The 19501-nt window shown below is 43.9% G+C and carries 17 protein-coding genes; 7 read left to right on the top strand and 10 right to left on the bottom strand.

What is annotated here, in order from left to right:
- Positions 1 to 42: 42 nt before the first annotated feature.
- The 8 genes from LN995_RS08145 to LN995_RS08110 form a co-directional block, all read right to left on the bottom strand.
- Complete coding sequence (locus tag LN995_RS08145) at positions 43 to 1032, bottom strand: DUF6089 family protein (RefSeq protein ID WP_229960196.1); 990 nt, start codon at positions 1030 to 1032, stop codon at positions 43 to 45.
- A gap of 139 nt (positions 1033 to 1171) precedes the next feature.
- Positions 1172 to 2059, bottom strand: coding sequence for an NAD kinase (locus LN995_RS08140; protein WP_229960194.1), 888 nt, complete (start codon positions 2057 to 2059; stop codon positions 1172 to 1174).
- 14 nt (positions 2060 to 2073) lie between these two features.
- Positions 2074 to 3459: a POTRA domain-containing protein gene (locus LN995_RS08135; protein ID WP_229960192.1), complete on the bottom strand. Its 1386-nt coding sequence runs from the start codon at positions 3457 to 3459 to the stop codon at positions 2074 to 2076.
- A 14-nt stretch (positions 3460 to 3473) separates the two neighbouring features.
- Positions 3474 to 4139 (bottom strand): CBS domain-containing protein, encoded by a 666-nt coding sequence (locus LN995_RS08130; RefSeq protein WP_229960190.1) that lies wholly within the window; start codon positions 4137 to 4139, stop codon positions 3474 to 3476.
- The gene (locus tag LN995_RS08125; RefSeq protein WP_229960188.1) at positions 4136 to 4912 is read right to left on the bottom strand and encodes an alpha/beta fold hydrolase; all 777 of its coding nucleotides are present in this window, start codon (positions 4910 to 4912) and stop codon (positions 4136 to 4138) included. Before LN995_RS08125 ends, LN995_RS08130 begins: the two co-directional genes overlap by 4 nt.
- A 59-nt stretch (positions 4913 to 4971) precedes the next feature.
- A complete protein-coding gene (locus LN995_RS08120; protein WP_229960378.1) occupies positions 4972 to 5541 on the bottom strand; it encodes an anthranilate synthase component II in 570 nt (189 codons plus the stop codon).
- 128 nt (positions 5542 to 5669) lie between these two features.
- Complete coding sequence (locus tag LN995_RS08115; protein ID WP_229960187.1) at positions 5670 to 6188, bottom strand: CvpA family protein; 519 nt, start codon at positions 6186 to 6188, stop codon at positions 5670 to 5672.
- A gap of 122 nt (positions 6189 to 6310) precedes the next feature.
- Positions 6311 to 6772 (bottom strand): GatB/YqeY domain-containing protein, encoded by a 462-nt coding sequence (locus tag LN995_RS08110; protein WP_229960185.1) that lies wholly within the window; start codon positions 6770 to 6772, stop codon positions 6311 to 6313.
- A gap of 163 nt (positions 6773 to 6935) precedes the next feature.
- On the opposite strand from LN995_RS08110, the gene LN995_RS08105 reads away from it, so the two are divergent.
- The 7 genes from LN995_RS08105 (at position 6936) to LN995_RS08075 (ending at position 16381) form a co-directional block, all read left to right on the top strand.
- A complete protein-coding gene (locus LN995_RS08105; RefSeq protein WP_229960182.1) occupies positions 6936 to 7649 on the top strand; it encodes a pyridoxine 5'-phosphate synthase in 714 nt (237 codons plus the stop codon).
- Positions 7650 to 7651: 2 nt separating this feature from the next.
- Positions 7652 to 8680 carry a tRNA 2-selenouridine(34) synthase MnmH gene (gene mnmH / locus LN995_RS08100; RefSeq protein ID WP_229960180.1) on the top strand — a complete coding sequence of 343 codons (1029 nt, stop codon included), beginning with the start codon at positions 7652 to 7654 and terminating at the stop codon, positions 8678 to 8680.
- 2 nt (positions 8681 to 8682) lie between these two features.
- Positions 8683 to 9735 carry a selenide, water dikinase SelD gene (gene selD, locus LN995_RS08095; protein ID WP_229960178.1) on the top strand — a complete coding sequence of 351 codons (1053 nt, stop codon included), beginning with the start codon at positions 8683 to 8685 and terminating at the stop codon, positions 9733 to 9735.
- 72 nt (positions 9736 to 9807) lie between these two features.
- Positions 9808 to 10575, top strand: a complete 768-nt coding sequence (locus tag LN995_RS08090; protein ID WP_229960176.1) for an alpha/beta fold hydrolase — start codon at positions 9808 to 9810, stop codon at positions 10573 to 10575.
- Positions 10576 to 10723: 148 nt separating this feature from the next.
- The gene (locus LN995_RS08085; protein WP_229960174.1) at positions 10724 to 11440 is read left to right on the top strand and encodes an SAM-dependent methyltransferase; all 717 of its coding nucleotides are present in this window, start codon (positions 10724 to 10726) and stop codon (positions 11438 to 11440) included.
- 312 nt (positions 11441 to 11752) lie between these two features.
- Positions 11753 to 14971 (top strand): SusC/RagA family TonB-linked outer membrane protein, encoded by a 3219-nt coding sequence (locus LN995_RS08080; protein ID WP_229960172.1) that lies wholly within the window; start codon positions 11753 to 11755, stop codon positions 14969 to 14971.
- A gap of 72 nt (positions 14972 to 15043) precedes the next feature.
- A complete protein-coding gene (locus LN995_RS08075) occupies positions 15044 to 16381 on the top strand; it encodes a SusD/RagB family nutrient-binding outer membrane lipoprotein (protein WP_229960170.1) in 1338 nt (445 codons plus the stop codon).
- A 372-nt stretch (positions 16382 to 16753) separates the two neighbouring features.
- On the opposite strand, the gene LN995_RS08070 is transcribed toward LN995_RS08075, so the two are convergent.
- Both LN995_RS08070 and LN995_RS08065 read right to left on the bottom strand, forming a co-directional pair.
- Complete coding sequence (locus LN995_RS08070; protein ID WP_229960168.1) at positions 16754 to 18067, bottom strand: hypothetical protein; 1314 nt, start codon at positions 18065 to 18067, stop codon at positions 16754 to 16756.
- A gap of 18 nt (positions 18068 to 18085) precedes the next feature.
- Positions 18086 to 19501, bottom strand: coding sequence for a SusD/RagB family nutrient-binding outer membrane lipoprotein (locus LN995_RS08065; RefSeq protein WP_229960167.1), 1416 nt, complete (start codon positions 19499 to 19501; stop codon positions 18086 to 18088).

Here is a 19501-nt window from a genome sequence, read left to right as displayed (position 1 = left end):
GCTATGCAGAGTTTAGAGAAGAACGAGAAAATACTCATTCTATTATCTGAACTTAGGTCTTCTTGTATTTGGGATTATGATATAGTTAATACTTAGGTTTACATTAATAAGCCAGTCATCATCTGTGCGGTCACCTCTCATAGTGTTAGCAGGGCTTCCATAACCTGGTACAATATCATAAGGTGTACCACTAGGGTCTGCAACTGTGTTAAAGCCACTTGCTGCACTTCTGTCAGAAAGAATAGCCGCCGCCTTTGGATTATCTCCACCACCATTAAGTATGTCCTGCTTCCAAGCATAACCAGTACTGGCATCATCTAAGTAATCAGTAAATGTTTTTCTCCAGCCAACTTCCAGTCCAAGATCCCAAAGCCTATCTATACGAAACCTGAAACCTAAACCAAAGGGTATCGCTATTTGCACCCGCTTATATGGGTCAGGGTAATTTCCGTTTTCGACATACTGGCCTTCCGTACCTAGAGGCTGCAAAGCATACCAGCCTGTCGGAATATCGTCTTCGGCAGCAAGTCCCCGTGAGCCATTTTCATAATATGCTTTTGGGTTATGATGAAAAACAGACAAACCCACAAAGCCATAAGGCACAAATGAGGGGCGACGACTGTAAGTGCGACGGTTCTCGAAAAGGTCTATAACGGCAACAGCGCTTAATTCTTTAATATCATTCCGAAAAGAGAGGTTTCTCCTGAAACGGTCTGCGTTTTCAGCTTCGTCTACAGAGGCACTCAGGACATCATCTCCCATAATTCGCCCCCATTGGAACCCTCCTCGTACAGACACCCGCGGGTATAACCTGTAAGTATACGTTACCCCAATACTAGGCCTGGTAGACTTCGCGCGAAAGCTTGTAAAATGCGGCGCAGGGACTATATCTCCCAAGTAATTCATAGCACCGATATTTACACCTATTGAAGCATATCGAGACCTTTCTGTAAAGCGTTGTGCTTCTGCATCTGTGACAACTAACGTAACCACAAAGATGAGCAGCAGGAATAGAGTACAAGATTTCTTCATAAATAAAATATCTAATGCTTAACATGGCATTGCAGGCATACGATAAGCTCCACCTATTCTCTTTCTGAGCCTAAAGCAAAATTAGGCTTTCCATTTAATTAAAGTAAAAAAAATCTTAAATATTTTACATAAAAGTCTTTTACTTTAATGAGATGTTGCGTTTATCCAAGCCCCAATTTAACTTACTACGTAACGTAGATAAAAAATTTACATTATCTAGTTTAATTAGCCTTGCAACAAAGTCCTCGCGCTTTACAGACAGTCGCACATTCATATCTATAGGTGTTGACCTAGAATCTAACGTAGCTAAATAGCTACTGCTTCTGCCCTCTACTTCAAAAGAGATAACACTCTTATCCGGCACTATCATAGGCCGCACATTTAAATTGTGCGGGCATACGGGTGATATAATAAAATTATTAGTCTGGGGTAACACCAAAGGCCCGCCACAGCTAAGAGAATAACCGGTAGAACCAGTAGGTGTAGCAACTACAAGGCCATCAGCCCAATACGAGTTCAAGTAATCACCGTCTATATACGTATGTACCACTATCATGGCTGAACTATCTCGCTTAAGCAGGCTGAACTCATTAAGCCCGAAGTTCAAGTTGTCAAAAACCTCCTGATTTGATTCTACTCTGATAAGGCTACGGTCATCATAAGCGTACTCACCTTTATACAAGGCATCCAGTGCGTTAATAATGTTGTCATAGGGTACAGTAGCCAGAAAGCCCAGGCGACCTGTATTTATTCCTAATATAGGCACTTCCTGTGCCCCCACATAAGTAACAGTATCCAGCAAAGTACCATCGCCGCCAATACTTAGCACCATATCTACTCCCTCTAACTTGTCGCCACGGTTAAAGGTTTGCGAACCTGCTGGCAGGTTAATCGTGTTCTTCAGGTACAGCTGAAAATGCTCTACCACCAGCAGTTCAGCGCCACGCTGCGTCAGCTCATTGAAAAGCTCCTGAATAAACGGGACAATGTGATCCTCAAAAGGTTTACCAAGTATAGCTATCTTCATAAATACAGTAATATTTAAAACGGAAATCTTCCGCTAAAGTAAAAACCTCTGTCTCCTTCCCGATTTACAGAGTACTCCAGCCGCAGCACCATGTCATAGAACGTAACGACGTGCAGCCCTAATCCCCCGCCTACTAACAGGCGGTTTGTAAGCGGATTATTTTTGCCATATACGTTGTCGATCGTGTAGCCAGCGTCACTAAACGCATTTAGGTATACAGCCAAAGGTATATTATTAAATTTGGGATTATCAATAAACTTAAGCCTGATGCTTTTGATATTGAGCAGCTCTCTCGTTACTCCCTGTTTAAAAAGACCATAATGCTGCCCCCCTACCACGTACAGCTCATAACCTCTTACCAAAGACCTAAAGCCAAGGGCGGTATTATCAGTATAAGCATAATTTTGTGACAGCTTCAGTTGCCCTTCAGCTCCGACACTATAATAGTACTTATCTGAAAGTTTTAGGTAATCAACGTATTTTGCCCTGATAATGGTTAGGGGAGAACCAGTATTATTGAGAAAGAAGGTTTGCCCGATGGCAGCCTCAAAGTAACTTCCAGTTAAAGGGTAAGCAAACGTGTTACGCAAGTTTATAACTTTTGCCACTTCAAAACGCATGTATTGCCGCTCTGTCTCTGCCCGTGTGAAATACTCCGGGTTAACTTGTGCAACGGTATCGGCTATTGTTTCCTGCCCATAAACTAACCTGAACAACTCCTGCCTCTGCACACTCTGCCTGTGGATAAGCGTTCCGAAAAAAGCCGTTCTTTTAATTGGCAGCCCCTCTTCCTGCTCCAGAAAATACTGTTTATTTCTTAAGGTGTTGTAGTTAATTGTGCGGCTGCGATAATCTGAAGCACCAACTTCAAAGCCAAGGTTATGTTTTCTGTTGATATAAGGCACCCGGTACGACAGCTCCAAACGCTTATTGAAGCCACGCTGTACCCGCAGGCGCACCTCTTCGTTGCGCCCCCTGAAGTTTCTTTTGATTAAGTTTATGCCGTAGTCTATCCGGCCCCAATCTTTTTTTTCTAACCAAGCATTAAAGTTACGATCCGCAAAGTCAAATATAGGAAAGGGATACAGATAAAAGCGTTCCTGTACTTTATACGTTACTTGCACCTGCCCACTCTGGCAGGTATAGCTGTAGCTTACATAGTGGAAAAGGCGCAGGTTAAAAAGGCGCTTCCGGCTTTCTTCAAATCTTGCCTCCAGCTCTTCGGCAGGAATGGTATCGCCTGGGGCAAAAGTCAGTTCCTGGAGCAGGACCTGCTCCTTTGTAATGTCGTTGCCTTCCCAATTTACTTCATGCACAACTACCTCCGGCACCTGACAGGAAGCAGCCTGCACAACGCAACATAACAGCAGTAAAATGCCAAGAAAACTAATCCGAAGCACTGGTAAGGTCAAAATCAGATATCCAGGTACTTAAACAGCATGTCTAAACGGTCGCGGCCAACATCATAATCATTGCCGTCGTTATATTGTGCGGTAATGCGGTAGTCGAAGCGCTCCAGCGTAGCGATAATACGGGAAAGGTCTGTCCGGTTAAGCTTTAAGGTAAGCTTTATCTGGTATGGGTCTATTTCGTCTGGGGAAACGTAAGCACTTAAAATCTTCGCATTCTCTTCTTCTATCAGGCGGCTGATCTGCCCCAGAGAATAATCGCGCTCTGCCATAGAGAGCACTAGTATACTTCCCTGGCCCTGCAACGCTGACATCTGGCCGAAGGCAGCCAGTGTATCATTTATGGTGATGATGCCCATATAATCCTGCTCTTCATCCAGCACAGGCACCACTTGTATCTTATTTCTTATAGCAGCTTCCATTACATCATAGAAGTGCTGGAAATGCATCACATGCACATCCTGGAAATCCAGTTCAATGTCTTTCAGTACCAGACTCCGGTCGCTCATTTCAATAAGACTTGCTTCTGAAGCCAGTCCTAAATACTTTCGGTTTCTAACCACCGGCAACTCATTTACACGAAACTCATCCATCCACCGCAGAGCCTTCTCTACGGTATCATAGAGCTTCAACGGCGGAATCATTTGGTTGATGAGTTCTTCTGCTATCATGAGGACACTGCTGTTACTGTTGATTTTCCTAAAAACTTATTTAAGATACTGTTAAACTTGTCCGGATGTTCCATCATTGGAGCATGGCCGCACTTATCAATAAAATATAACTCAGAATTCTGGATAAGCCTGGCAAACTCGTGCGCTACAATGGGTGGCGTAATAGTATCGTTCAGGCCCCATATTAACAACGTAGGAACATGAATGTTTGTGATATCTTTAGCCATATTATGTCGTTGCGCCGACTTAGCGATGGCAATAATACGCAAACACTTGGCATTGCTGTTCGTGATATTGAATACCTCGTCCACCAGCTCCTTGGTAGCTGTTTCAGGTCTGTAAAACGTATGTTCTGTACGCTCTTTTACATATTCGTAATTCCCTCTTTTTGGGAAAGAGCCTCCCATTGAGTCTTCAAAAAGGCCGGAGCTGCCTGTTAATACCAAACGGTTTACCTTATTCGGGTTATTCAGCGTGTACACTAGCGCTACATGTCCACCAAGCGAATTGCCCAACAGAATCATATCATCCAGCTTCTTAAGTTTCACGAAATCTTCTACAAACGACACCAGCCCAGGCACACCTGCCTTATGTAGCGCCATCTCATAGATGGGCATCAGCGGAATAATAACTCTGTAACTTTTGGAAAAGTAATCTACAACACCTTGCCAGTTACTTAAGGCACCAAACAACCCATGCAACAGCAGCATCACTTTGCCTTCGCCTTCGTCTATGTACTGAAACTCGCCTTCTTGTCTGAACTGTAGATCCATTGATATTAAACTAATAAAAGGTAAATAAAAGGAACGTGTAAAGAAAGTATACGGTGAAATTATTTTGTAATATTAACAATACTAAGCCAATTTTTGAGCATTTGCAGCCCATAAGTGGTAAGAGTAGCCTCAGGGTGAAACTGTAAGGCGTACAGTGGTAGAGTTTTATGCTTAAAAGCCATCATTTCGTTCTCCTGTGTCTGCGCCAGCGAAATTATACAATCCGGCATAGATTTAAGCACTAACGAGTGGTAGCGCACTACTGGCATTTTAACTGGTAAACCAGCAAATAAAGGGTCTGCCACACATATAATTTCAGAGATTTTACCGTGCATAGGCCTTATCGCCTTCTCCAGTTTTGCACCAAAGAACTCTCCCAGCGCCTGATGCCCCAGGCAAATGCCCATCATTGGAACCTGTTCATGATAATGCCGGATCACCTCCGGCATGCAACCTGCCTGCTGCGGTGTTCCCGGCCCCGGCGATAAAACAATTGCTTTTACCGGCAGCTTCTGAATTTCCTGCAGCGGTACGTCGTTTCGCACCACATGTACCTCCTCCCCCAGTTGGCTAAAATAGTCCACCAGGTTATAAGTAAAAGAATCAAAGTTATCAAGAAGAAGAAGCATTTTAACAGGAATATCCGGGAAGCTAAATTTGAGGTGATGCAACAGTTACCATCTTCAGCTACTGAACATAATCCAAACAAATACCGTTCAGCGTCTCTTCCACAGAATAAAATCGAACTTTAAATTAACTAAAACTGCTGCTTAAGCGACACCATCAACGCCTTTACAAATGGCATTACATAGCTTAGCACATCGAGTGCGTAAGGAGTAGTTTTAAGCACAAAAGGATATACGACAGAGTTTGCCGAGGTTTCTTCTGTAATGGTTATACCTGCCAGTTCAGACATATATAATAACAGGCTGAGGCCAAGGCACCACTTCAGTAAGCCAAGCACTCCGCCCAGCAGGTTATCAAAAAAACCAAAAGGCGTAAAGTCGATTACCTTTTTCAGGATAAGGCCTGCTGTATGTATCAACAAAATAATGCAGATAAACACGACCAGGAAGGTAACGTACGGGAGCAAGCCTCCTGCATCACCCACATACTCTCTCATCACCGGAATAGTCGTGTCTAACAACTTCATTCCGCCAAGAATTGCCAGTACCAGTGCTACTAACGAGACCAGTTCCAGCATTAGTCCTTTTCGAAAGCCCTGAAATGCACCGTAAAGCAACGGCAGCGCCAGAAAAATGTCGAATGTATTCAATGTTATAAAAGGGTTGAGAAGGGCAAGTATAAGTAGTACTACAAACAACGGCAACCTTAGCAACATAATACTGGCACTACTATAGTAACAGCAGTGCCAGTGCTTTAAGTTTAGAGGGCTGTTTAAAAATCGGTATTGTTCAACAAATCACCAACTGCGCTGGATATGGCGCGACCATCTGCCTGCCCGGCAAGTTCCTTGGAGGCTACTCCCATTACTTTACCTAAGTCAGATGGACCTGTAGCACCCACACGTCGGATAATTTCCAGCAGGCGCACGCGTAGCTCCCCCTCATCGAGTTGCTTTGGCAAGTACTCTTCAATCACCGCCAGTTCATTCAACTCTACCTCTTCCAGATCAGCACGACCTTGCTTGGCATATAGCTCTGCTGAGTCGCGGCGTTGTTTGGCAGCTTTCGTTAAAAGCTTTATTTCTGTGTCTTTGCCCAGACCTTCATCGCCGCCTTTTTCAGTTTCAGCTAATAGTATCTGCGATTTTATACTTCTTAATGCCTGCAGACGGCCTTTATCTTTAGCCAACATAGCCTGCTTAATGTCAGCATCAATGCGTTGCTTTAAACTCATAGTCTTTTTTTTGAATATACTTAATTATTGTGATAGCTCTTCACTTTTACTTTATATGCTGCTATAGCACTAGCCTCAGTTTATCATCTTAAACAAAATTCCACTAATTTAGGCATTCCGTAGTATAACCTTAAACAGCCCCAGCGGCCCTTAACTTATACCCATGACGAAATTGAGTGTAAATATAAACAAAATAGCCACGCTTCGGAATGCACGTGGCGGAGACAGACCAAACATCGTACAGGCCGCCAAAGATTGTGAACGCTTCGGAGCACAAGGCATTACCGTACACCCGCGCCCCGACGAGCGCCACATCCGCTACCGCGACGTGTATGATTTACAAGAAATCGTTACTACGGAATTTAACATAGAAGGTAACCCCACCCCTGATTTCCTGAAGCTGGTAAAAGAAGTAAAACCAGCACAGGCTACGCTGGTACCTGATGCAACTGATGCTATTACCTCCAACGCGGGCTGGGACACCATCAGGTTTAAAGATTTTCTGACGGATGTAATTGCAGACCTGCAGGAGTATGGCATTCGCACCTCTATTTTTGTTGATCCGGAGGAAAGGTTTGTGGAGGGAGCTGCCCAGGTAAAAACAGACCGGATAGAGCTTTACACAGAAAGTTATGCCAAAAACTATCACAGCAACCGCCAAGAAGCCATAGCACCTTATGTGAAAGCCGCTCTTAAAGCTCAGGAATATGGCCTTGGTCTGAATGCTGGGCACGACCTGGACCTCGACAACCTGAAATACCTGAAAGATAACCTGCCAGGGCTGGAGGAAGTAAGTATCGGGCATGCCCTTATCTGCGATGCTTTATACTATGGCCTGGAGAATACTGTGCAGCTATACCTACGTCAGCTAAAATAAGTGTGATAAATAACGTAACCATACAAGAGTTTCTGGAGAAAGCAGCTGAGCTGCCTGTACTGGATGTGCGTGCACCTAAAGAGTATAAGGTAGGGCATATTCCGGCAGCACACAGCTTTCCTATTTTTGATGATGACCAACGTGCCACCATCGGCACGGCTTACAAGAAGCAGGGGCACGACCCGGCTGTACTGATGGGCTTGGACTTGTTCGGCCCAAGAATGTCTAGCTTTGTAAAAGAGGCAGGCAAGCTGGCGAAGAACAAAGAACTGCTCGTGCATTGCTGGCGTGGCGGCATGCGCAGTGGTGCCATGGCCTGGCTGCTTAGTTTCGCAGGATACAAGGTACACCTGCTGCAAGGCGGGTATAAAACTTACCGGCACCTGATGCAGGCCCAGTTCGCTAAGCCCAGACCCTTGCTTGTAATTGGCGGCCTTACGGGTAGTGGTAAAACTGACCTACTCCCCCACCTGCAACAGCTTAACCAACAGACAGTAGACCTTGAAAAGCTGGCAAGCCATAAAGGCTCTGCCTTTGGCTCCATAGGCATGCCCCCGCAGCCCAGCACCGAACACTTTGAGAATTTACTGGGCATGGAGCTTATACAGCTTAATGCGGAGAAAACACTGTGGCTAGAGGATGAAGACATTACTATAGGGCGGGTAGTGTTGCCTAAGCCACTTTTCGACCAGATGCGGACAGCGCCCACTATAGTACTGGAAATCCCTAAAAAGCTACGTGTACAGAAATTAGCAGAAGAATATTGCCGCACCGACAAAACCTTACTGGAAACCGCTATTCTGAAAATAAAGAAACGTTTAGGAGGGCTTGCTACAAAAGAAGCTCTGCAAGCCATTGCCAACGACGATATGGAGAAGATGGTGGAACTAGCTCTTACCCATTACGATAAGGCTTATAGTTTTGAGCTTGCTAAAAAACAACGTGTGTTGCCCGTTGAACTGCCAGCGCTAAACCCTGAAGAAAATGCCCAACAGGTATTACAATTCGCAAAACAACAAAACCTGCTATAACTATGAAAGAGACTACTGATCAGGAAATAAAGCTTACACAATACAGTCACGGCGCTGGATGTGGCTGCAAGATATCACCTAAAGTACTGGATGCCATCCTGCACACCAAGGTAAGTTATCCTGAAAACAGGAACTTACTTGTAGGTAATAATTCCCGCGATGATGCTGCCGTGTACGATATAGGAGGAGGTCGTGCTATTATCAGCACCACAGACTTTTTTATGCCCATTGTGGATGATGCTTACGACTTTGGACGCATTGCCTCTGCCAACGCTATTTCAGATGTGTATGCTATGGGAGGCACTCCAGTTATGGCAATAGCCATACTCGGCTGGCCAATTGATAAACTTTCACCGGAAGTGGCGCAGCGCGTAACCGAAGGCAGCCGTAGCATCTGCCATGAGGCAGGCATACCACTTGCCGGCGGGCACAGCATCGACAGTCCGGAGCCTATTTTCGGGCTTGCTGTAACGGGCATGCTCAACATTCCTAACCTAAAGCAAAACGATACAGCCACAGCGGGCTGTGAACTTTACTTAACCAAGCCACTGGGTGTAGGTGTGCTTACCACAGCACAAAAGAAGGGACTGCTTCTGCCGGAGCACGTACACCTGGCTCCGCAACAAATGATGCAGCTGAATAAGATTGGAGCAGAACTGGGGCAACTGCCACAGGTAAAAGCCATGACCGACGTAACTGGTTTTGGTTTACTGGGCCACCTGTCAGAAATGTGTGAAGGCAGCAATCTGTCAGCAGAGGTTTATTTCGATAAAGTGCCCGTACTGCCAGAGGCGCTCGAATACATAGCACAAAAAGCTATTCCTGGGGGCACACATCGCAACTTCGACAGCTACGGCCATAAAATAGCTCAACTTACGCCAGACCAGAAGCATCTGCTCTGCGACCCACAGACCAGTGGTGGACTTTTAATAGCAGTAGACCCGACAGGTCGTAAAGAAGTGCTACAGATTTTTGAGAAGCACGCCCTGCACTTACAGCCATTTGGAGTGTTTAAGGAGCAAGTTAGTTCAGGCAAACTGATAAAGGTGGTTTGAGCTAAGAACACTCTAATCAACCTATCCTGCACATCCGTAAGTGAAAGTGATATTGAAACTGATACTTAAATTATGAAACTACACTATAAAGAAATGGGCGAAGGACAGCCGTTGCTGATATTGCACGGTTTGTTTGGCACATTAGACAATTGGCAGACACTGGCAAAACGCTTTGCAGAGCATTACCACGTTTTCCTGGTAGACCTGCGCAATCATGGCCGCTCCCCACACGATGCCGAGCACAACTATGATGTAATGGCTGACGATGTGCTACAACTGGTAGACGAACTGCAAATACCTACGCCAGCCATTATGGGGCACTCTATGGGTGGTAAAGTAGCTATGAAATATGCTTTAAAATACCCAACGCGCCTCACGAAGCTAATTGTAGTTGATATTGCCCCTAAAGCTTACCCGCCACACCATGATGATATTATTGAAGCGCTACAGGCTGTAAAATTAGAGAATGCTACAAGCCGCAACGATATAGATGAGCAACTGGCAAAATACATTAAAGAAGAAGATGTACGCTTGTTCCTGATGAAGAACATCTACCGTAAAGAAGATAAATCCTTTGGCTGGCGCATGAATTTAGACGCGATAGAAAAGAATTACGATCATATAAGTGCTGCCATTACTGCAGAGGTGCCTTTCAACAAAAGCACGCTGTTCATAAAAGGAGGTCGGTCAAGATATATCAAAGAAGAAGATATGGTTGGCAGCATTGAGCGGCTGTTTACCTTAGTAGATATTGAAACCATTCCTGAGGCAGGGCACTGGGTACATGCACAGGCTCCTGATAAGGTATATGACCTGGTTACAAACTTCCTGGAGCGATAGCTGGTTTTCCCGCTCTTCTGCTGATAAATAGCCTTGTATTAACTTACAGGCTTTCAATATCACGCATAGTTTACTAAAAGCTGCCGTTACCTTAGCTGTAGTGGCAGCTTTTAGTTTTCTGCTCCGTTATTGTTTATACTTTTGTACTATGAAGCAATCCGGCACTTTATACTTAATTCCCACAGTACTGGCAGAAAACACTGCCGACCAGGTAATATCTCCGCAGGTGAAAGAAACTGTACAGCACCTTACTTATTTTATAGTAGAGAACCTGCGTACTGCTCGCCGCTATGTTAAAAGCATTTGCCCGGAGTTAGTAATTGAGCAGCTAACCTTCGTGCAAATAGACAAAGATGCCACGCCTGCTCAGGTACAAGCTTCGCTAAAGCCTTTAATGGAGCAGGGTAAAGATGCCGGCATTATTTCAGAAGCCGGGTGCCCTGGTATTGCAGACCCCGGAGCCGAAGTAGTAAAGTATGCCCACCAGAAAGGAATCAAAGTAGTTCCGTTTGCCGGGCCCTCAGCTATACTGCTAAGCCTGATGGGCAGCGGCTTTAACGGACAACGCTTTGCTTTTCATGGTTACCTGCCTATAGAGAAACGAGACAGGCTGCAGGCACTCCGCAACCTGGAAAAGGAAATGCATCAGCGCGACCAGACACAAATATTTATGGAAACGCCGTACCGTAACAACAAGCTGCTGGAAGACCTGCTGCAAACGCTCCACCCCGACACTCGTCTCTGCATTGCGGCCAACATCACTTCACCAGAGCACGAACTTATCAAAACTAAAACCATTCAGCATTGGCGCGGCAAGTTGCCAGACATTCATAAGCAACCTGCAGTATTTTTGATTTATAAATAAGAAGCCTTGCACAAACTTATCTTTAGTAAGTTAATAAACCATTTTACTGGGAAGCATATACCTTCAATATTCCTAAACTATATGTTTTTCATAAAGTTCAGTACCTATATGCTGCAACTTCTTTAAATATATTGTCCAATACTTTCAATAAAGCCAATCCCTCCTTTTTTAACTCAGCCTCTAATATTTCTTGTTCCCAATATAAAAAATATCTATTTTGGAACTTGCATACATCCACTATATCTAACATCTACTAAAGTGTTCATATCTTAAAACAACCTTTCAAACATATTCTATCTATTATAAATCTTTATGAGAAAACTATTTACTTTATTGGCCATGATGTTGGCTATTTGTTCCATTAACTATGCCCATGCACAAAGCAAAGTGGTTTCAGGAAGGGTTACCTCTTCCGAAGACAATGCAGCCTTGCCTGGTGTAAGCATAGCTGTGCAAGGCACTAGTGTAGGCACAACTACAGACATAGATGGTAACTACAGAATAACTTTACCATCCGAAGCAAACACATTAATCTTTTCTTTCATTGGCTATACTAATCAAGTGGTGCAAGTTAATAGTCGCTCTCAGATAAATGTATCGATGGTGATCGACTCAAAGCAATTGGATGAGGTGGTAGTGACAGCCTTAGGCATTGAGCGCAGCGAGCGTTCTTTAGGCTACGCTACACAGGAAGTAAGCGGCGACAACCTGACTTTTACGAAAGAGCAGAACGTGGTTGGCTCGTTAGCAGGTAAAGTAGCAGGTGTGCAGGTAGTAGGATCTTCGGGTGCCAGCATGGGTGGTACACAGAAGATCAAAATAAGAGGAGTAAACTCTGTTGCAGGCGGAGGGGAGCCTCTTATTGTCGTAGATGGCACGCCTATCTCTAACGCAAACTTCTCAGGAAGTACAGGCATTGACTTAGGTAACCTAAGTCAAGACATCAACCCAGAAGATGTTGAGTCTGTGAACGTGTTAAAAGGACCGGCTGCTTCAGCCTTGTATGGTATACGTGGCCAGTTCGGCGTTATTATGATTACCACTAAAAAAGGAAGAAGAGGCGCAGAAAAAGTATCAGTACAATTGAACTCTGCTTTTTCTGTAGAAAGAGTTGGTAACATTATGCCATACCAGAATATGTACGGTGGTGGCTCCAGCCAGACCTGGAGAACATTACCAAACGGCGACAAATATGTACAAATGAACGTAGATGAGAGTTGGGGGCCTTTGATGGACGGCACACCTGTACGCCAAGTCTTTAGCTTTTACCCACAAGACCCAACGTATGGTCAGCTAACCCCTTTTGTGCCTCACCCAGACAACATTAAAGACTACTACGAAACAGGCTCAACTCTCAACAATGGTGTAAGCATTTCAGGTGGCAGTGATAGAACCAACTATCGCATTAGTCTTAACGATACCAGAATTCAGGGTGTAGAGCCTAATACCTGGCTTAAACGAAACAATCTTGGTGTAAGCTTAGGAGTAGATTTAGCAAAAAAACTAACTGCTTCTGCCAATATCAACTACGCTCGCAACACGGCTCAACGTCCGGCACAGGGCTCAGAAGATGGCTCAAGATACCTGGGGCAATGGTTCCAGCGCAGCTTAGACATGAACCGTCTGAAGAACTACCAATATGCAGATGGCACTTTCTTACACTGGAACCTTAGAACTCCAAGCTCTACAACAGGTGAAGTTACCAATTTTAAACCTTTATATTGGAACAACCCTTATTTTGAGGCCTACGAAAACCCCTCTAACGATAACAGAGACCGCTTCTTTGGTGATGTCGGCTTAACGTACCAAGTCTTGCCTGAGTTAAAGCTTAGCGGATTTGTTCGTTCTGATATGTTTACACAAAATGTAGAGTCCAGAACTGCCTTTGGCGGAACAAATGTACCAGGCTACTCAGTTGCCAAATATCAAAATAAGGAATTTAACTATGAGTTTTTGGCTCAATATTCAAAAGAGTGGGGCAATTTCTCTCTGAATGCTAACTTAGGAGCTAACCTGTACGACAGAAACTACACTTATATTTCTCAAGCAACAGCAGGTGGCTTATCGGTTCCTGGTTATTATAATCTTGCAGCTTCTATTGACAGACCTACTAGTGGGCGAGAGCTTTATCCATCTTATGAACTCAATAAGCAAATTAGAAGTGGGTACGGTATGGTTTCCTTGGGCTACAAAGACACGTACTTTGTTGATGCTTCTTTCAGAAGAGACCATTCTTCTACTTTAGCTGACCCATATTGGTACCCTTCTGTGTCGGGTAGTTTTGTGTTTAGTGAGTTATTACCAGTCAGCCCACTCTCTTATGGAAAGTTACGAGTGAGTTACGCAGAAGCAGGATCTGATGTTGATGTATATGCCACTTCCGTTAATTATGGTATAGGAGGTATTTATGACGGCGTTAATACTATTACTGTTCCTGATAACTTGGCAAACCCTCTTATACGGCCAGCTTTCGCTCGCTCTTACGAAGCAGGTATAGACCTTAAATTCTTCCAGGATAGGTTTGGCGTTGACTTTACCTATTATCAGCAGAGAAACAAGGATGAAGTATTCAAGTTGGCAGTATCAGGCGCAAGTGGTTATGAATCTACTGTCATTAATGCAGGGCTTATAGAGAACAAAGGAATTGAGCTTACTTTAACTGGTACACCTGTTCAGTCTCAGCTCTTTACCTGGAATGCTGTCTTTAACTTAAACAGAAACAGGAGTAAAATTATAGAACTGGCTCCAGACATTGATGCTTTACTATTAGGCTCTACTACTTATTCTTCAACCTCCAGTTATCTATATTCTTATGTAGGAGAAAAGTTCGGAAGCCTTGTAGGACAAGCTTATCAGCGAGATGAGGAGACAGGCAAAATGTTATTGGATGCAAATGGTCTGCCTTTATATACCACAGCAACTCACAATTTCGGCAGTGTGTTACCAGATTACACCGGAGGCTTCCAGAACACTTTCCGCATCTGGAAAATAGATGCGGCTGCCATGATTGACTTTCAGGTAGGCGGTAAGTTCTTTAGCCGTTCTAAAATGCTGGCAGTAAGAACCGGCCTCGACCCAATTACTGTTGCAACTAATGATAAAGGACATAATGTACGCGATGCCGTTAGCGAAGGAGGAGGCGTAAGAGTTGACGGAATTTACGGCCCTGATGTGACAATTAATGGAGAAAATGTTGGAGGCCAAGAAGTTACTTTATATGTAGATCCACAAACTTACTATGGCACCACTGCCAGAAGAATTTATGAAGATTGGCTGTACGATGCTTCTTATGTAAAATTACGAGAAGTTCGCCTGGGTTACACTTTAGATAAGTCTATATTAGGCAACTTACCTGTTCAGGGAGTTAACATAGCCCTTATAGCCCGCAACCCTGCCATGATCTGGCAAAAAGCACCTAAAGGACTTGATCCTTCAGAACTATCTACTGGCAGCCAATCTATCAGCTGGTACGAATCAGGCCAGCTAAGTACCGTCCGATCTTATGGTGTTAACTTAAACATTACCTTTTAGTTAGAATAAAGAATAATGAAGAAGATATATATAGTATTGTTATCTTGCCTTGCATTAGGGAGCTGTGACGATTTGAGCGAACTCAACGTAAACCCTAACTTACCAAGCGAAGCATCCGGCACTCAATTAATTGCCAATGCAGAACTTTCTCTTCCTAGTTTAAGTGCCTCTCCTACTGGTGAGTTTCTTGCCCAGTATTTGGCAGAGACTCAATACGTGACAGCTTCACTTTATCCGGCAGGAGGCACTAGTTTTTACTGGCTTTACCAGGGGCCACTCATGAACCTTCAGACTGTATTGATCAACGCTGAAAACCTGGACGGAAATGAGGGACCTGTAGCCAATCAGTTAGCTGTTGCCAAAATCTTGCAAGCTTACTACATGTGGCACATTACTGACCGTTGGGGCGATGTACCTTACACGGAGGCATTACAGGGAGCCGATAACTTTACTCCTGCCTATGATACACAGGAGTATATCTACAATAACCTCTTTACTTTGTTAGATGAGGCCAATGAACAAATTGTATCAGGCAACATTAGCAACGACATCATTTATGGTGGAGATATGGCCAAATGGAAAAAGCTGGGTAATACTATTCACCTCCTCATGGCATTACGCTTATCAGAAGTTGATCCAGTAAAAGGACAGGAAGAGTTTAACAAAGCTTTGGCAGCAGGCATTATGACCTCTAACGATGATAATCTGGTTTTCCATCACTTGGCAAATGCCAATAACCAAAGTTACTGGTATAGCCAATGGGTAACGCAGAACCGTGAATGGTGGGCTTTAACAGAAACATTAGTAGGTGAAATGAAACCTGTAGCAGACCCAAGACTTGAGGTATATGGTCAGCCTGCCAGAAAAACAGGCGAATATATAGGGTTAAACTTTGGTGAAACTGTGAATATGAACACAGAAGACTATTCTTTATTAGGTACTGCTATTTATGCACAGGATGCGCCTGTATACTTAGTTACTTATGCACAGGCATTGTTTGCACAGGCTGAAGCTGCAAAACGTGGCTGGATAACCGGAGGCGACGCAGAGGCAGAAGCATATTATAATGAGGCTGTTAAGCAGTCGGTAATGCAGTGGACAGGTAGCAATGAAGGGGCCGAAGAGTTGTTAAGCCAACCAGGCATAGCCTACAATCCTGCGAACGCTATTGAGCAGATTGCCACACAACGTTGGATACACCTTTTCATGCATGGCTACGAAGCCTGGGCTGAGTGGAGAAGAACAGGTTACCCTGATAATTTAGTAACTCCAGGAGGTAAGGCTGTTCCGAGAAGGCAAATGTATGATGCACTAGAGGCCTCTCTTAACGCTGCAAATTATAACGCTGCTTTGCAAAGACAATTCAATGGAGAAGATGGCTTATATGGCCGTGTTTGGTGGGATCAATAACTTGCCACTTGTAAGAGCTCTTTAAAAGCAACAGCCACTTTAGTTAACTAGAGTGGCTGTTGCTTTTAAAGAGCTCTTGTTGTATTGTTCCGACAGATAAACAGTGTCTCTTTTGACTATTCCACATAAAACTAATGCAGGTTCAGAAATAGTGAAGGATAGTAATGTTGTTTTAGATAATCGCTGCTTGGACTCATTTTAATATATCTAAGTTCTACACAGAGAAAAACCAAACAAGTGAACTTAAATCCCTCTACTGTTGACTTTGCACTGGCATAAAAGTAAAAGAGCTCCTTCATCTGGAGGAGCTCTTTTACTTTAGTAATCTTTAACAGAATCTCATTCTATTTATATGCTGCTTTAAGCAGAATATTAGTTCATGATTAAGTTATTACTCTCTATTCCACTATAGTTACCTGCTGCATCCATAGCCATGAAGTAAACAACATAATTGCCTGCGGCTAATGCTTGTGTTACTGTTTTAGAGGTCCCTGCTGTTAACTCTACAGAACGGGACGCAACACCCTGTGCAGCCATAAACTCGTCAGCATCGGTTGGAGCATCGGCTCCTGCTCTCATGATCAGATACATACCTGTACCGGCTTCAGTAGAACTTATTGCAATAGAAGCAGAGTTACCTGCATCTGTTGCAGTACCAGTAACAGTAGGGTTCGTATTATCAATAACAAGGTCAGAAGCATTATTAACACCAGCCAGTTCATTACCGGCAAAGTCTACAACGCCCTCTATTCCAATCTGAACCGGGCCATTAGTTGCCGTTTCACTTACCTCATACTCAAACGTATATACCAGAGGGTTATCAGTTGCCATTAACGTATCTCTTTCAGCAGAAGTACCTGCACCTGAAAGTGTAACGAACAGTAGGGTATCTGCTGGGTCAGCAGGCATGACAGCTTCGCTGAAAGTAGCTGTAACAGTAACTACAGTACCTTCATTAGCAGTTGGCTGAGAGTACGTAAAATCAACTACAGGGGCAATATTATCTACTCTGTACAACTGCACATAAGCAGTTTCTACAGTGTCAGATCCATATTCACTGGTCGCTATTATGTTTGCAAACTTAGCTTCAGGCGTACCGTTGCCAGGACCAGCTGTATAAATGGCATAGTATCGACCATTATCTAATTGGCTAAGTTCTCCTAAAGTTCCTGAAGTAAATGGTTCTGTACCTTGGTTAAATGCCGTTGAATCCTCTGTATTGATACCAAAGCTTTCTATATCCCTGAAAGGTGCATCAAATTCAAAGAATACGGTATCAGACTCACCGTTTCTTAAGGCCTTTTGTTGCCCCATTGCAGTAGTGTCTAAAGTTGCCGTAACAGCAGGCGCTACATTAGCTACTTCCACAGTCAGTCTACCCGTCTCCGTTCCGTTGGTAGCTGTAATCACAGCTTCACCAACAGACTGGAACGCTACTGTTATTGTAGCCCCTGTATTACTCCCCACAATTTGTGCAGGGCCTTCAACAGACCAAGTATACGTTTCCGGACTAGTAATATTTCCGATAGTATAATTACGGTTGGTTCCAGGTGCTACTTCATCTGGCCCGCCTATAGCTAGTCGGGTAGGGTCGAAAAAGGGCTCATTATCATCATCATCACAGGCCGTAAACCCTAAAACAGTGACAAACAATAATAAGAGAAAAGTTATTTTATTTTTCATCATTCATTTTTTAAGGTTCAACTATTGAACGTCCCAGAATATTCTATTTGTAGCTTCGTCCCCTGCTGGTACATTAGCTGTGTTCAGCGTTCTTTCTGCAGCAGGATAAGGATAGCGAACAGGCACAACATCGAATTCTGCTACCGCTGGTGCCTCTAACTGTGGATAATCTAACCTTCTGTATTCTGTCCAGGCTTCAAAACCACGGTTATAAAGGGCAATCCATTTCTGGACACCTATCTGCTGTCTCCAGTTTCCTCCTCCGGTCCAGGCAACTTCCGGCTGCGACAGATAGGCATTGATTTCAGCCTCAGGCACACCCCAGTATTCCATCGATGCTCTGATAGCGTTGGTATAATGTTCGCCAGCAGTACCACTTACATCAAACCCTCTGGCAGCAGCCTCTGCAAGATAAAATTCTACCTCATCGTAGCTTAAAAGAACGGCTTCAAAATCAGGGGCTGTAATGGCAGGGTTAACATGAGAAAAATTAGAATATGGATTACCTGTACCATATGTACCACCTACATACTCCCCATTTGAAAACAATGTAAAGTACTCGCTTCTACGAGGATCATCCAGCTCATTCATTACATCTACAAGTGTGTTAGCCGGCACAAAATCATTTCTGCCGCTCTGCACAAGGTTTGTCCAGATAGGATTAACGTTAGGAGTAGTTTCAGTATATTGAAAATCTGCATTATCGGCAAGTGATGTAAACACATTATCCGCAGCCTCCGCCACTACTCTTCTCGCTGTTGTTTCATCCACATCAGCTAAAGTCATACCCATTCTTAACTTCAGGGAGTTGCCAAACATAATCCAGCTTTCTATATCACCACCATAAATAAGGTCAGCAGCTGCAAAATCGCCGCTACCTGCACTTTCATTCAGAGAGTTTAAGGCTGCATCCAGTCTGGTAAAAAGGTCAGCATAAATTTCAGCGGCGTCATCATACGTTGGCTGAACATTCTCAGGGTTAAGCGCTTCATTATAGGGAATATCGCCAAAGGTATTTACCAGTACTGACCAGGTGTATACTTCCATAATTTCGATCATGGCTATTTGGTTCGCTTTTTCAGCAGGGTCCGGAAAGGTTTCATCAGCAGTAACTATAGTTCTGGCCTCTCTCAGGTCCATCAAAACATCAGTATACAACTCGTTCCAAAAGTTCTGAGGTATATTTCTCGTCACAATGTCGTACTGACTTTCTCTAGGATAATCGGTGCTGGCCCATTGTTGCGCTAATAGTCTGAATATACCAGAGTTTACACTAGGGGTAGTCATCTGATCAACCAGGTTCCGCTGAGCATTTGAGAACAGCCCGGTTGCTGGTACCTCTACAGGGCTTCTTGGATCGATTAGATCTTCCTCGAAATCATCGGTGCAGGCTGCAATCGAAAATGTGAGAATAAAAAATATAAGTAATTTTTTCAT

Source organism: Pontibacter silvestris (assembly GCF_020907275.1).
GTDB classification, from domain to species: Bacteria; Bacteroidota; Bacteroidia; order Cytophagales; family Hymenobacteraceae; genus Pontibacter; species Pontibacter silvestris.
The sequence above is the reverse complement of the archived record's forward strand: the minus strand, read 5'-3'. Positions and strand labels throughout refer to the sequence as shown.